The organism is Ignatzschineria cameli, from assembly GCF_003121895.1.
Lineage (GTDB): Bacteria > Pseudomonadota > Gammaproteobacteria > Cardiobacteriales > Wohlfahrtiimonadaceae > Ignatzschineria > Ignatzschineria cameli.
Map to the genome: position 1 here is coordinate 158,961 of NZ_QEWW01000002.1, position 14,275 is coordinate 173,235.

Here is a 14,275-nt window from a genome sequence, read left to right on the forward strand (position 1 = left end):
TGTGATATGGTTTATTAAGAAATAGCGCTATATAAATGACCTTTTTTATTATTCAATATGATTATTGCTAAGCATGATATTCATATCGCTTTTTATGTTGCTTTTTATGTGGCCTTTATCTGATTCAATCGCCATATTACTGCAACTCTTACAGTTGTATTACTGCTGTATTAAATGGATTGTAAGCTACATAGAGTAATGATGAGGTTGTTTGTAGTCGTTTAAATGATTTTTGTTGCAGAGTTTCGGATTCCTTTTTTAAATTCTATTTAAAATATGTTAGGTGACTTATGGATAATGCAAAAAAAATTGGTTTAATTGCCTGTATCGGTATAGTGGCAGGAAATATGATGGGGAGCGGTATTGCGTTATTGCCGGCAAACCTCGCAAGTATTGGTTCCATCGCAATTACAGGGTGGATCGTTGCGCTGATTGGAGCGCTATCATTAGCATATGTCTATGCAAAATTAGCAACAAAAGATCCTGAAGAGGGTGGGCCAATTGCCTATGCCAATGAGGTGAGCCCTATTTTAGGTTTTCAAACAGGAGCACTCTACTATCATGCAAACTGGATAGGTAACTTGGCGATTACCACAACCGCCGTCTCCTATCTATCGGTTTTCTATCCTGTTCTTAATGACGCTGTTCCGGCAGGAATTCTCTCTTTAGCACTCATTTGGCTCTTTACTTTTATTAATCTCTTAGGAGGACAGTGGATCAGCCGTCTCACCACTTTTGGTTTGATCTTGATTCTTCTTCCTGTAATTGGGACGGCTGTTTTTGGCTGGCTTTGGTTTGATAAGGAGATCTATCTTCACAACTGGAATGTCTCTCATGATACCGATTATCAGGCAGTTGTGAGTAGTACGCTCCTCTGTTTATGGGCTTTTGTTGGGATTGAATCTGCTTCTGTTAACTCAGCCTTGGTGAAAAACCCCAAAAGAACGATTCCTATAGCGACAATGGTGGGTGCCTTTTTAGCAGGTATTGTCTATATTTCAGCAACACAGGTTATCTCAGGAATGTATCCGGCGGCAGAGATGGCGGCTTCAGGTGCTCCCTTCTCAAAAACAGCTTCGACGATGTTGGGAGATTGGGCATCTCCGGTCGTCTCTATCTTTACGGTCATTGCTTGTTTAACCTCACTCGGCTCTTGGATGATGCTTGTTGGGCAGGCGGGGGCTAGAGCGGCACATGATGGCAATTTCCCTAAAGTTTATGGTGAGATGGATAAAAATGGTATTCCGCGCAAGGGGTTGATTCTAGCAGCAATTCAGATGTCTATCCTCCTGACCTTGGTGACATTAGCGAATGCTGAATCAGGTCGTGCTTCTACCATCTTTAAGGATCTAATCAATATCGCCGTACTCTTGACGATGTTGCCTTACTTCTACTCCTGTTTAAATCTTATTCGAGTTGAAGGAATGAGTGCTAAGCGGGTCTTAAGTTTAGCGACTGCTATTTTTGGAAGTATCTTCTGCTTTATTGCCCTTTTGGGTTCAACGCCGATGCAGCTCTCCGGCACCTTTATTGTGAGTTTAATTATCTTAATGTTTTATGCAAAAAAATTGGGGCGTCAGAAGGAGGGGGTTACATCAGAAAGTCAATAATCAGCTGATCGACGAATTAATTTAGGGGTTTTAGAAGAGTAGTTAGAGCATTTTATTAAAAATGGTATGCATGGAGCTGTCTGTATTTATGCTGCTTATGGAAGAGATTTGCTCTCTATGATGATAGTTAAAAAGGAGTCTATATGTATCAAATCGCACTATTGAATGATGTTCGCGAGGAGTTTAAGAGTCTACTATTTTCTCAACTAGAGACAAGTTTAAGAGAGATGGGATATCGGCTACTTTTAGTGGAGAGAGCCGAGGATCTTCTTAATCTCTTGGAGAAGAATCCCCGAGTTTCTGGCGTTATTTTTGATTGGGATAATCATGAGTTGCCGCTTTGTCAGCAGATTGCTCATTTGAATGAGCAGCTTCCGTTGTTTACCTTCATCAATGATAAAGTCGCGATGGATCTTTCGCTTGCCGATCTTAAAAATAATCTCTATTTCTATGATTATGTCCTTAATAATGCGGAGGATAGCGCTGTGCGTATTGACCAACGAGTTGAGGAGTATATCGAGCAGATTCTACCTCCCTTTACAAAAGCGCTTTTTAAGTATGTAGGGGCTGAAAAATACACCTTCTGTACGCCAGGGCATATGGGAGGAACGGCATTTGAGCAGAGTCCGGTGGGTTCTCTCTTTTATGATTTTTATGGTGAGAATACCTTCCGATCCGATATCTCTATCTCTATGGGGGAATTAGGATCTCTCTTAGATCATTCAGGTCCTCACCGTGAAGCGGAAGAGTATATTGCCGAGACCTTTAGTGCAGATCGAAGCTTTATTATCACTAATGGAACATCCACAGCAAACAAAGTAGTGGGAATGTATGCCTGTCCTGAGGGAAGCACTATTATTGTGGATCGAAACTGCCATAAATCGATTACCCATTTGATGATGATGACTAATGTTAAGCCGATCTATCTCAAGCCCACTCGTAACGCTTATGGGATTTTAGGGGGTATTCCGAAGAAGGAGTTTGAGAAAGCACATATTGAGCAGTTAGTCGCTGAGCGAGAGGGAGGAACGGCGCCGGTTCATGCGATTATCACTAACTCAACCTATGATGGCCTCTTCTACGATACCGATTATATTAAGCAGAATTTACCAGTTAACTCAATCCACTTCGATTCGGCATGGGTTCCTTATACCAATTTCCATCCTATCTATGAGGGTAAATCAGGGATGGGAGGCGAGCGTGTTGAAGGAAAGGTGATCTATGAGACACAATCGACCCATAAATTATTAGCGGCATTTTCGCAAGCATCGATGATTCATGTAAAAGGTGAGATCAATGAGCGAACCTTTAATGAGGGATATATGATGCATACCACGACCTCACCGCTCTATAGTATTGTCGCTTCATGTGAAGTCTCTGCGGCGATGATGCGTGGGCAGGCCGGACGAAATCTAATGACTCAAGCGATCAATCGAGCTATTGATTTCCGTAAGGAGATTGCAAGACTGAATCGTGAGTCGAGTGATTGGTTCTTCGATGTATGGCAACCGGAGAATATTGATGAGGTTGCTTGTTGGCCTCTCAATCGTGAAGATCGTTGGCACGGATTTAATGAGATTGATGATAATTTCCTCTATCTCGATCCGATTAAGATTACTCTTACAACGCCAGGAATGGATGCCTCAGGGAAGCTCGATGAGTGGGGAATTCCCGCATCGATCGTCTCTCAATTCTTAGATGAGCATGGGATTGTGGTGGAGAAGACCGGTCCTTACTCGCTTCTCTTCCTCTTTAGTATGGGGATTGATGAGACAAAAGCGATGACCTTACTGCGGACATTGATGAAGTTTAAACATGCTTATGATCAAAATCTGAAGATTAAAGAGGCGATGCCGGCGCTCTACGCAATTGATCCACAATTCTATGCAGAGATGCATCTTCAAGAGCTAGCGCAAGGCATTCATCATCTGATGAAGGTTCATCAGTTACCACAATTGATGTACAACGCTTTCGATAGTCTTCCAGAGATGGAGATGACTCCTCATGAAGCTTATCAAGCAGAGTTACGAGGGAAGGTTACAGAATGTAAGCTTTCAGAGTTAATGAATCAGGTTAGCGCTAATATGATTCTCCCTTACCCGCCGGGTGTTCCGCTTATTATGCCGGGTGAGAAGGTAACAGAAGAGACAAAACCGATTCTTGAGTTCTTAGAGATGCTTTGCGATATCGGCTCTCACTATCCTGGTTTTGAGACAGATATTCATGGTGTTTATCAAAATAGTGATGGTGAATATGTGGTCCGGATATTGGATCTATAAGGGGATCTTTCGCCGAATCTCGTAGGTTGAATAGACTCGATGGGCAGAATCGGTGAGTGAAATGATATAAGCATATAAGCATATTTGGGTGGGATACTTCTCTTGAAGAATCCCACTTTTTTATTGATTGAGTTAGGTTGAGTCAGATTGAATTAAATTGAATTCAATGAGATTGATTGACCGAGCTGAAGTTATTCGATTGAAGTTATCGAGTTAAATATAGTTGCTAGGATTTACCGTTTGCCCTTTAGTTCGAATCTCAAAGTAGAGCACTGTACGGCCATCAAAACTATTTCCCATCGAGGCGATCTGCTGGCCTTTTTTCACCTTCATTCCCTCTTTCACATTGACAGAGGCGAGGTATCCATATGCGGAATAGGTATCAGCATTATGTTTAATAATGATCAGTTGTCCATAACCGGAGTTTCCTGTTCCAGCAAAAACTACTTCGCCATTATGGGCTGCTCGCACAGGTTGATTGAGTGTGCCGGCGATTTGTATCCCTTTTTGGCCAGGGAGGTTGGGATTATAACTCTTGGTAATAGGCCCTTCTGTCGGTTTCTGCCAGCCTGTAATGCCTGTTGATACCTTATCTTTAGGGGCTGCCGGCGCTTTGGGGACAATAACAGTATTATCCCGGCGAGCAATTGCTTGTGGGGAACTACTGCTGCCTCTCTCTCTAACGGCGGATCCAGCTTTGCCACTGACCCGTAGAACTTGACCTGCGTGAATCAGGTTGGGGTTGGAGATATTATTCAATTTCTGCAGCTGTTGAAGTGACATATTATGTGCCCGTGCAATTTGACTCAAAGAATCGCCGGGACGCACAGTATAACTACCCGATGAGCTACAAGCTTGGATAATGAGGAGTGCTGATAAGATAAATGTTACTCGTTTTAAGCGCATAATATTTACTTTTTTATATTAAAAAAACCCCAAAAAGAAGAAGATATCTTATCATCATTCCTCTTTGAGGGGTATCTCTATGATCTATTTTCAAATCACTCGATTCTAAAACTCCCCGAGGGAAATTTTAGTTAATTGAGTGGGTCAGTTGCACACATTGCCGTCACATTAACGATACGGCGTGCTGTTGCGATATTGGTCACAACGTGTGCGGGTTTGGAGATTCCTGTCAAGATAGGACCCACCACGATACTGTCGGTAATTGTCCGAACAAAGTTATAGGTAATATTGGCGGAATCGATATTGGCAAAGATAAAGAGATTTGCTTGTCCCTCTAACTCTGAATTAGGGAAGTAAGCATCGCGGTAACGCTCCCAAATTGCCAGATCCGGTTGCATCTCTCCTTCAACTTCTAGTTCAGGTGAACTTGCTTTTAAGAGCTGAAGAGTCTCTTGCATTTTGCGAGAGAATTTTGATTCGCGTGAACCGAAGTTAGAGTGGGAGAGTAACGCGACTTTCGGCACAATACCGAAGCGTTCTACAACAGATGCCGCCATCTTAGTAATATCAGCGAGCTCTTGCGCAGTAGGATCTTCATTGACATGGGTATCGCAGAAGAAGAGCGGCCCTTTAGGTGAAAGGATTAAGCTGATCGCAGCAGGTTGTGAAGTTCCTTCTCTTAAGCCGATCGCATCAACAATATGGTGAACGTGACGATGATATTGACCTAAAACACCACTAATTTGCCCATCAATTTCACCAAGTTCGAGAAGCATCGAAGAGAGAAGATTTCCCCTTGTTTGCATTCTCTGGCGAGCAAGTTCAGGGGTAATCCCTTTACGCTTCATCAAGCTGTAATACTTTTCAGAGCAACGATCGAGAAGAGGTGGGTTGCGATAATCGATAATTTGAACATAGTCGCTACCGATATCTTTGCTGATACTATCTTCCGGCGTTAATATTTTGGTTGGAAGATTGATCCCTAAATCCTCAATACGTTGCTGAATAACTTTAGGTTGACCAATTAAGATCGGATTGGCAAGGCGATCTTGTTTGACAAGATAGACAGCACGGAGAACGCGCTCATCTTCCCCCTCACAGTAGGCAATGGTACGCGCATTCTCTTTAGCTTGATTGAATATTGGGCGCATTGCCATATTGGTCTTATTGAAGTGCTGACTTAAGCGATGACGATACTCTTCAAAGTCTAAGATAGGGCGCAGCGCAACGCCTGATTCCATTGCTGCTTTTGCAACGGCAATCGGGAGTTCAACAATTAGACGAGGGTCAAATGGTTTTGGAATGATGTAGTTGCGAGAAAAGCGAAGACTCTCACCAGGATAGGCGTGAAGTACCTCATCTGTAGGTTCTTGATGGGTCAGATCTGCAATTGCTTTTACACAGGCCATCTTCATCGCTTCATTGATCTCTGTTGCACCACAATCGAGCGCACCTCGGAAGAGATAGGGGAAGCAGAGCACATTATTGACCTGATTAGGATAATCAGAGCGACCCGTTGCAATAATTGCATCCTCTCTAACTGCATGTGCAATCTCGGGGCGAATCTCAGGCTCAGGATTAGCAAGCGCAAAGATCAGCGGATTAGGTGCCATCTTTTCAACCATTTCTGCTTTAAGAACGCCGGGAGCAGAGAGACCTAAAAAGACATCCGCCCCTTCAATCACTTCGCCTAAAGTCATCTTATCGGTCTGCTGCATAAAGAAAGATTTATACTCATCGAGCGACTCAGGAGAGCGATGCTGATTGACAACACCATCACGATCGACAACGATGATATTCTCTCTTTTGAGGCCAAATTGCATCAAGAGATTAAGGCAAGAGATTGCAGCAGCACCAGCTCCACTACAGACAAGCTTAATCTCTTCAATCTTCTTATCTGCCAGTTTTAGAGCATTTAAGACACCTGCGGCGGTGATGATTGCTGTTCCATGTTGATCATCGTGGAAGACAGGAATATTCATCCGCTTTTTGAGTTCTTGTTCGATATAGAAACATTCAGGTGCTTTGATATCTTCTAAGTTAACGCCTCCAAAGGTGGGTTCGAGACTAGCGACGATATCGATAAACTTGTCAGGGTCTAACTCATCGACTTCAATATCGAAGACATCGATATCGGAGAATTTTTTAAAGAGTACCCCTTTTCCTTCCATGACCGGTTTTCCTGCAAGAGGACCGATATTACCGAGTCCTAATACAGCAGTACCATTGCTAATAACAGCAACGAGATTACCCTTTGCGGTGTAGTCAAGGGCGGTTAGGGGATCTTTCTGAATCTCTTCACAAGCGTAAGCAACACCTGGAGAGTAAGCAAGAGAGAGATCCTTGGAATTGACTAGCGGCTTAGTCGCTTCAACTGAAATTTTCCCAGGTCTAGGTTGGGCATGATAGCGAAGCGCTTCAATTCGAAGATCTTCAGTTTTATTATTTGGAGAATCCATTGAGATCTATCCTTTATACTGAATTTTGAGTGAATATTAGATACTAACAAGGATTGATCTTTGAATCTACTAGGCCACCTATAAAAAAAGGAAGTGTGCCAAAATCTAAGGTTATCTCGTTGATTTTAATCTATTAAAGATCTCATTTTTTGCATCTTCTCTCCGCTATTATAAGAATATTAAATAGCGATTTTATGGGGACGATGGGGATCTGATTTGCTATAATGGAGAGCGATTTAAATTATGGAAAGTGCTTCTAGATATAGCTTTTAAGTAGTGAATCAACAGAGTATTTCCCGACGATGTTTGTGGAGGGTTTTATAATGCCAAGTGATGATAAACAGTTAGTACTCCGTGCTAATACTTTTCCGTCTGTCGCCGATGGGCTCGATGCCTATATTAGTGCGATTGGCGATATCCCCACTTTAACCGCTGAAGAGGAGCAAGCGCTTGCTTATCGATTGATTGAACATGGAGATCTTAATGCTGCACAGACATTAGTTCTTTCTCATCTAAAATTTGTTGTCCATATTGCCAAAAACTATACCGGCTATGGCTTACCGCTCGTAGATCTCATTCAAGAGGGTAATGTAGGGTTGATGAAGGCGGTAAAACGTTTTGATCCTTCTTACAATGTGCGACTAATCTCCTTTGCGGTCTACTGGATTAAATCTGAGATTCATGAGTTTGTGATTCGTAATTGGCGAATTGTGAAAGTTGCCACGACAAAAGCGCAACGAAAGCTCTTTTTTAATCTTCGATCCTCGAAAGAGACACTAGAATGGCTTACTGATGATGAAGCGGCGGATATCGCAAAAGAGCTCAATGTGAGTAAGGCAGAAGTTAAGCGGATGGAGATGCGTCTCTTCTCTAATGATTTAGCATTTGATCTGCCGGTGGGAAGTCATGCCGATGATGGTGACTTTAGCCCTTCAGATTGGCTCTCTTCAAATGCGTCAGATCCTTCGCAAACAGTGGAGAGAGAGGATTACCAGATGCATAATAATGCGCTACTCAATGATGCGATTGAATCGCTAGATCCTCGAAGCAAAGATATTATTCTTCAACGATGGATGCGAGATGAAGATGAGGAGCGGCCGACTTTAACCGAGCTTGCTGATAAATATTCAGTATCAGCAGAGCGTATTAGACAGATTGAGAATCAGGCGATGAGTAAAATCAAAGACCTGTTGACGGTATGATAACGTGCTCAATGTTCGTGAAGGACTCAGATCATTCATCTGGGTCTTTTCTATTATGGAGTGATATAAAATGAGAGCAATTAGAGAGATTAAAGAGAGTATTCAGGTCAAAGAGTTAGCTTTAGAGACGATGCCGGAGGTGATTGAGTCAACAGGGCAATTGATGCTCGATGCGCTTCAAGCGGGCAATAAGGTTCTCATCTGTGGAAATGGTGGATCAGCGGCGGACGCACAACATTTTGCGGCAGAGTTGATTAATCGTTTTGAAGTTGAGAGGGCCCCTTTACCGGCAATTGCGCTAACAACGGATAGTTCTAATCTAACCTCAATCGCTAATGACTATAGTTATGATGAGGTCTTTGCAAAACAGGTGATGGCATTAGGGCAACGCGGAGACATCTTAGTTGCCATTAGTACCAGCGGTAACTCTAAAAGCATCAATCGTGCAGTGGAGGAAGCACTCAAAAAAGGGATGATTGTATTAGGTTTAACGGGAGAGAAGGGGGGCGAGATGGCGACAATAGAGAGCCCAGATCTCCACCTTGTTAAAGCGCCGAGCCCGAGAACAGCAAGAGTCCAAGAGGTGCATATCCTTGTGATCCATATCTGGTGTGGAATGATTGATGCCACTTATCGTTAAGGATCGTCGTTCAATAATATTTTGACACTGTTTTATACGAATTGAACCGCAGCTATTCATTAACCTTTGACACTCTTTGATAACCTTTGAGTGTGAATCGTTGATTATGAGTTGTCGGTTATTGAATGTTAGAAGTTTTGAGTTTTTGAGCTTTTAAGTTTTTGAATTTGAGATGATTAGAAAATAGCGATTCGGATACCGCTTATAGAATGGTCTGATGAGAGATCAGATGGCGATTTTCATGGAGGAATCCGGATAAAAATTTTAATTGATTAAAGATGGCATAAGTCATAGGAGAGAAGCGGATGTTAAGACGATTCCTATTATTAAGTAGTTTTGTGATGTTGCTTTCTGCATGTGTGCCGGCTCTGATTGCAGGAGGCGTTGGTGCGACAGCCGTAGGTGTTAATGATCGTAGAACCGCAGGGCAGATTGTGGAAGATAATGCGATTACGGTGAAGGTGCAAAATATGATCAGTGAGCTTCCTGATCGAATGCATGCCCATATTAGTATCTTAAGCTATAACGGCAAGGTTCTAATTTTAGGAGAGGTTCCTAATCATAAGCTCGGCTTAGAGGTTGAGGAAGCGGTACGTAAAACAGAGCATGTGAAGAGTGTTTACAATGAGTTGATTGTCGCTCCAGAGGCATCGCTAGCTAGTATTGCTGCTGACTCAATGATTACGGCAAAGGTTAAAACGGCATTGACAACAGATATTAAGTTAAAAGGCTTCAACGCTGGAAATGTTAAGGTGATGACCTCAAGAAGAAAAGTTTATTTAATGGGCATTGTCAATGAGGCAGAGGCGCGTGAAGCGATAGAGATTGCCCGCCACGTAGCCGGTGTTGAAGAGGTTGTTCCATTTTTTGATATCGTGAATCGGCAGTTCTACAATATCAATTAAGAAAGTTATATATTAAACTGATTGTATAGCAAGTTATCGACAATATCGTCATCTGTAATATTGTGACTGCTATTGAATGGAGGCTTGCTCGATGATCGAGCGGTAATCGCGTAAGTTGTGTAAGTCGCGTAAATCGAGTAATTATCTAGTCGCAATCGAGTAATAATTAAGTTCAATTAGGGGATGGATTATGCGTTAAGAGCGTTGTCATAAAGTGCAACTCTTATTGAATTAGCAGATCTCTACAGATCCCTAAAGATAGAAGGAAGAAAAATGAGTAAAAAGTATGATGCAATTGTAATTGGTGGTGGCTCTGGTGGACTCTCCTATGCAGAGAGAGCAGCTAGCTATGGCGTCAAATGCTTATTGATTGAGAAAGATAAGTTAGGCGGTACCTGTGTGAATGTAGGATGTGTTCCTAAAAAAGTGATGTGGAATGCCGCAAATATTGCCCATATGTTTGATGATGCTAAAGGGTATGGTTTTACTTTTGATGAGCCCCAATTCTCTTGGAGTCATTTAAAAGAGAAGCGTGATCAATATATTAAGAATATTGTAACTTGGTATAACAATAGCTATATGCCTGATGCGGGTGTAGATGTGATTCATGGGGTCGCTAAGTTTGTCGATAATCAGACGGTAGAGGTCAATGGTGAACGTTTTACTGCGGATAAAATCGTTATCTCAACAGGGGGCTATCCTTTAGTGCCGGAGACTGAAGGAGCAGAGCATGGTATCACTTCAGATCAGTTCTTTGATCTTGAAGAGGCGCCAAAGCGTGTTGTCGTAGTGGGTGCGGGTTATATTGCTGTAGAGTTAGCGCAGTTACTTTCAGCATTAGGAAGTAAAGTTGATCTTCTCTGTCGTGGAGAGATGGTATTACGTCATTTTGATAGTTACGTAACTGCACATCTTCAAGAAGTTTTAGAAAATGATGAGAATCTAATACTGCATACCCATTCTAATGTTCAGCGTGTTGAGAAGCGTGAAGATGGAAGTTTAGTGGTAGAGACAGAGAAAGAGTCGATTGAGACAGATCTTCTTGTATGGGCGATTGGTCGTGGATATAACACACATAATATTGGTCTTGAGAATACCGATCTTAAAGTGAACGAAGATGGCACAATCACGGTGAATAAGTATCAAGAGAGTGCCGTGCCAGGTATCTATGTATTAGGCGATATTATTGGTGGTAAATTCCAGTTAACACCAGTTGCAATTGCTGCTGGCCGTCGTCTTGCTGATAGATTGCATAATGGTATGGAGGGGCGTCATCTTGAGTATAAAGATATCCCGAGCATTGTTTTCTCCCATCCGCCTATCGGTACGACCGGTTTAACAGAGAAAGAAGCTACTGCTGAGTATGGTGCCGATGCTGTGAAATGTTATACCGCTTCATTTACCTCAATGTATTCCAACTTCAGTATTAAGCCTGTGAAAACCGCAATGAAGATGGTGACAGTTGGTCCTGAGGAGAAAATTGTTGGTATTCATCTGATTGGCCCAACAGTTGATGAGATGTTGCAAGGTTTTGCTGTTGCGGTGAAGATGGGTGCGCATAAGCGAGATTTTGATGATACTGTCGCGCTTCATCCTACCGCAGCAGAAGAATTGGTAACGATGCGTTAACAGCTTATATAAGTTAGTCTAAATAAGAGTAGAAACAGAATGTTAGAATTTTTTCAGAGTATCGATATTATTGTGCTATTAACGCTCGTCCTCTCAGTAGGGCTAGTTTTAGCTTTTGAGTTTGTTAACGGATTTCATGATACGGCAAATGCTGTAGCGACAGTGATCTATACTAAATCACTAAAACCTCGCTTAGCTGTCTTTTTATCAGGGATCTTTAACTTTTTAGGTGTTCTATTAGGGGGATTAGGAGTGGCATATGCCATTGTGAACCTCCTTCCTATGGATCTGTTAGCGAATGCAAACTCAACAAAAGGGTTGGTGATGGTTGTCTCCCTTCTTGTTGCTGCGCTCATCTGGAACTTAGGAACTTGGTATTTTGGAATTCCTGCTTCAAGCTCACATACTCTCATTGGCTCCATTTTAGGGGTAGGGTTAGCGAATGCGCTCTTAACAGATCACTCCCTTGTTGATGGGGTAAACTGGGATAAAGCTCTCGGTGTCTTTGAGTCGCTTCTCTTCTCTCCCTTTATTGGAGCAGGTTTAGCGGGTCTACTTCTGTTGCTACTCTTACGCTTTCTACCTAAAAGTTATATTCATAAAACGCCTTATCAGCGTCATGTTCTCGATAAGAAGAAGAAGCCTCCTTTCTGGCCTCGCTTCTGGTTAGTCACCTCCGCTATGGGGATGAGCTATGCTCATGGGCAAAATGATGGTCAAAAGGGAATCGGTTTAGTAATGTTGGTACTCTTTAGTGTTGTGCCGGCACAATTTGTTCTCAACCTTAATTCTAGTGTGTTTGAGATTGAGCAGACCCGAGTTGCTGCGCAACAGATGGTTAGTTACTACGAAGCAAATCAAAAGGTCCTCGATGAGCTCTATCCAAAGAGTGATCATGCCGTTAGTGATGGTCTCTTTAGTTGTGAGTATAGTGAGATGAGGCAACATTCTGAAAAGCTTATCTCTCTTCTAAACGGTATCGATACCTATGATCGTCTATCGACAGATGAACGTTGGGCGGTTCGTAATGAAGTGATGTGTTTAGCTAGTATCGCAAAGACATTAGAGTCGCAAGATGCATTGCCAGAGTCTTATCGTAAATCATATAAAGCGATTGGCAAAGATCTGACAAAAACAACGGAATACGCGCCTTTCTGGGTCATTGTAGCAGTAGCGCTTGCACTTGGAATGGGGACTATGATTGGTTGGAAACGAGTTGTTGATACTGTGGGTGGTAAGATTGGAAAGAAAGATATGACTTATGCGCAAGGAATGAGTGCACAGATTGTTTCAGGAATTGCTATTGCTTCTGCAAGTCATTTTGGTTTTCCCGTCTCGACAACCCATATTTTATCGAGCTCAGTTGCGGGAACGATGATTGCTAATAAATCGGGCTTGCAGAAATCGACTGTTAAAAATATTCTTTTAGCTTGGATCTTAACGCTGCCGGTCTCCACAGGGCTTGCGTTTGGACTCTATTTCCTCGGAACATGGTTATTTGTAAGTTAAGATGGGCGCTAAAATGAAATTATTAACATATCAAGAAGCGGCTGACGCACTGCTGCGTGGCGAAGTGATTGCCTATCCTACCGAGGGGGTTTATGGCTTTGCTGCAGATGCAATGAATAGGGCAGCAGTAGAAAAATTATTACAGATGAAAGCACGTTCAGTTTCGAAAGGCTTTATTGTGATGGGCGCGTCATTAGCCCATCTCTCGCCTTTGATTGAACCTTTAGAGGCAGAGGAAGCGCGTCACCTCTTAGAAGAGTTGAGAGGGGGATATCGTTATACTTGGATTGTGCCGGCAAAAGAGAGTTGCCCTCACTATCTTCGTGGCGAATTTCCTACATTAGCGATTCGAGTGACAAATCATCCTGATGCATTAGCCTTATGTGAGAAGATGCCGGTGGGGGTTGTCTCAACGAGCGCAAATCTTCATAAAGAGGCACCTTTAGAGAGTGCAGAGGCGATCTATCAAATCTTTGGTGATCAGATCGCTGGCGTAATGGAAGGAGCGGTGGGATCGCTCTCTTCTCCGACGCGAATTGTCCATCTTAAGAGCGGGGAGATTATTCGGGCTTGATATCAGTTCCATCTTCTTGCCGATCTTTATTGTCTATTTCTATTATTTATCTCTATTGTTCATCTCTATTTAAGAACGGATTGGCAATTGTTTGTAAGTAGTTTGTAAGTAGTTTATAAGTAGCTTGTAAACAAAAAAACCTGCATCGAAATGCAGGTTTTTTATTGATCTTTTTTAGCTTTAATTTAAGAGATAAGAAGAGAGAAATATTTAATGTTACTACTCTATATTTGATAGAGCTTTATAGCCTCTTTTACTTCGCTCTTTTAACCTTAAATTGTGTGACTAAAATATTAAGCCGCAAGTGCTTTGATTTGTGCGTTAAGACGGCTAAGAAGACGTGATACTTTGTTCTTGTGAATAAGACCACGTTTTACAGAGCGATCAAGTGCGCTTTGCGCTTTACCGAAAGCTTTAACAGCTTCTTCACGGTTATTTGCTTTGATAGCATTGATCGTTTTTTTAACGTAAGTTCTAGTCATTGAACGGTATGATGCGTTAGCTGCGTTGTGCTTCTCAGCTTGACGAACGCGTTTTCTTGCTTGTGCTGTATTTGCCAAGG

The 14,275-nt window shown here is 42.3% G+C and carries 11 protein-coding genes; 8 read left to right on the forward strand and 3 right to left on the reverse strand.

Annotated elements, in window-relative coordinates; translation table 11 throughout:
• The first annotated feature begins 290 nt into the window (after positions 1 to 290).
• Positions 291 to 1,610, forward strand: a complete 1,320-nt coding sequence (cadB, locus tag DC077_RS03685; RefSeq protein WP_109200851.1) for a cadaverine/lysine antiporter — start codon at positions 291 to 293, stop codon at positions 1,608 to 1,610.
• Positions 1,611 to 1,753: 143 nt separating this feature from the next.
• Positions 1,754 to 3,889 (forward strand): lysine decarboxylase LdcC, encoded by a 2,136-nt coding sequence (locus DC077_RS03690; RefSeq protein WP_109200850.1) that lies wholly within the window; start codon positions 1,754 to 1,756, stop codon positions 3,887 to 3,889.
• 213 nt (positions 3,890 to 4,102) lie between these two features.
• Here the strand turns inward: DC077_RS03690 and DC077_RS03695 are convergent, their stop codons facing one another.
• Together DC077_RS03695 and DC077_RS03700 are read right to left on the reverse strand one after the other, a co-directional pair.
• On the reverse strand, positions 4,103 to 4,795 hold the full coding sequence (locus tag DC077_RS03695; protein ID WP_109200849.1) for a peptidoglycan DD-metalloendopeptidase family protein: 693 nt from the start codon (positions 4,793 to 4,795) through the stop codon (positions 4,103 to 4,105).
• A 131-nt stretch (positions 4,796 to 4,926) separates the two neighbouring features.
• On the reverse strand, positions 4,927 to 7,254 hold the full coding sequence (locus DC077_RS03700) for an NADP-dependent malic enzyme (RefSeq protein ID WP_109217838.1): 2,328 nt from the start codon (positions 7,252 to 7,254) through the stop codon (positions 4,927 to 4,929).
• 323 nt (positions 7,255 to 7,577) lie between these two features.
• Between DC077_RS03700 and rpoH the strand changes: the two genes are divergently transcribed.
• The 6 genes from rpoH (at position 7,578) to DC077_RS03730 (ending at position 13,713) form a co-directional block, all read left to right on the forward strand.
• Positions 7,578 to 8,456, forward strand: coding sequence for an RNA polymerase sigma factor RpoH (gene rpoH, locus DC077_RS03705; RefSeq protein ID WP_109200847.1), 879 nt, complete (start codon positions 7,578 to 7,580; stop codon positions 8,454 to 8,456).
• A gap of 70 nt (positions 8,457 to 8,526) precedes the next feature.
• On the forward strand, positions 8,527 to 9,096 hold the full coding sequence (locus tag DC077_RS03710) for a D-sedoheptulose-7-phosphate isomerase (protein WP_109200846.1): 570 nt from the start codon (positions 8,527 to 8,529) through the stop codon (positions 9,094 to 9,096).
• A 305-nt stretch (positions 9,097 to 9,401) separates the two neighbouring features.
• Entirely contained in the window at positions 9,402 to 10,001 is a 600-nt protein-coding gene (locus tag DC077_RS03715; protein WP_109200845.1) for a BON domain-containing protein, read from the forward strand.
• Positions 10,002 to 10,274: 273 nt separating this feature from the next.
• Positions 10,275 to 11,630, forward strand: coding sequence for a glutathione-disulfide reductase (gene gorA / locus DC077_RS03720; protein ID WP_109200844.1), 1,356 nt, complete (start codon positions 10,275 to 10,277; stop codon positions 11,628 to 11,630).
• A 39-nt stretch (positions 11,631 to 11,669) separates the two neighbouring features.
• Positions 11,670 to 13,139 (forward strand): inorganic phosphate transporter, encoded by a 1,470-nt coding sequence (locus tag DC077_RS03725; protein ID WP_109200843.1) that lies wholly within the window; start codon positions 11,670 to 11,672, stop codon positions 13,137 to 13,139.
• A 13-nt stretch (positions 13,140 to 13,152) separates the two neighbouring features.
• Complete coding sequence (locus DC077_RS03730; protein WP_157953478.1) at positions 13,153 to 13,713, forward strand: L-threonylcarbamoyladenylate synthase; 561 nt, start codon at positions 13,153 to 13,155, stop codon at positions 13,711 to 13,713.
• Between the two features lie 293 nt (positions 13,714 to 14,006).
• Here DC077_RS03730 and rpsT read toward each other — a convergent pair whose 3' ends face one another.
• Positions 14,007 to 14,273 (reverse strand): 30S ribosomal protein S20, encoded by a 267-nt coding sequence (gene rpsT, locus DC077_RS03735; RefSeq protein WP_094566699.1) that lies wholly within the window; start codon positions 14,271 to 14,273, stop codon positions 14,007 to 14,009.
• Positions 14,274 to 14,275: the final 2 nt, after the last annotated feature.

What these genes read in the sequence shown, in the direction of transcription:
- cadB (WP_109200851.1), top strand. Translation starts at nt 291, where the DNA reads ATGGATAATGCAAAAAAAATTGGTTTAATTGCCTGTATCGGTATAGTG.
- DC077_RS03690 (WP_109200850.1), top strand. Translation starts at nt 1,754, where the DNA reads ATGTATCAAATCGCACTATTGAATGATGTTCGCGAGGAGTTTAAGAGT.
- DC077_RS03695 (WP_109200849.1), bottom strand. Translation starts at nt 4,795, where the DNA reads ATGCGCTTAAAACGAGTAACATTTATCTTATCAGCACTCCTCATTATC.
- DC077_RS03700 (WP_109217838.1), bottom strand. Translation starts at nt 7,254, where the DNA reads ATGGATTCTCCAAATAATAAAACTGAAGATCTTCGAATTGAAGCGCTT.
- rpoH (WP_109200847.1), top strand. Translation starts at nt 7,578, where the DNA reads ATGCCAAGTGATGATAAACAGTTAGTACTCCGTGCTAATACTTTTCCG.
- DC077_RS03710 (WP_109200846.1), top strand. Translation starts at nt 8,527, where the DNA reads ATGAGAGCAATTAGAGAGATTAAAGAGAGTATTCAGGTCAAAGAGTTA.
- DC077_RS03715 (WP_109200845.1), top strand. Translation starts at nt 9,402, where the DNA reads ATGTTAAGACGATTCCTATTATTAAGTAGTTTTGTGATGTTGCTTTCT.
- gorA (WP_109200844.1), top strand. Translation starts at nt 10,275, where the DNA reads ATGAGTAAAAAGTATGATGCAATTGTAATTGGTGGTGGCTCTGGTGGA.
- DC077_RS03725 (WP_109200843.1), top strand. Translation starts at nt 11,670, where the DNA reads ATGTTAGAATTTTTTCAGAGTATCGATATTATTGTGCTATTAACGCTC.
- DC077_RS03730 (WP_157953478.1), top strand. Translation starts at nt 13,153, where the DNA reads ATGAAATTATTAACATATCAAGAAGCGGCTGACGCACTGCTGCGTGGC.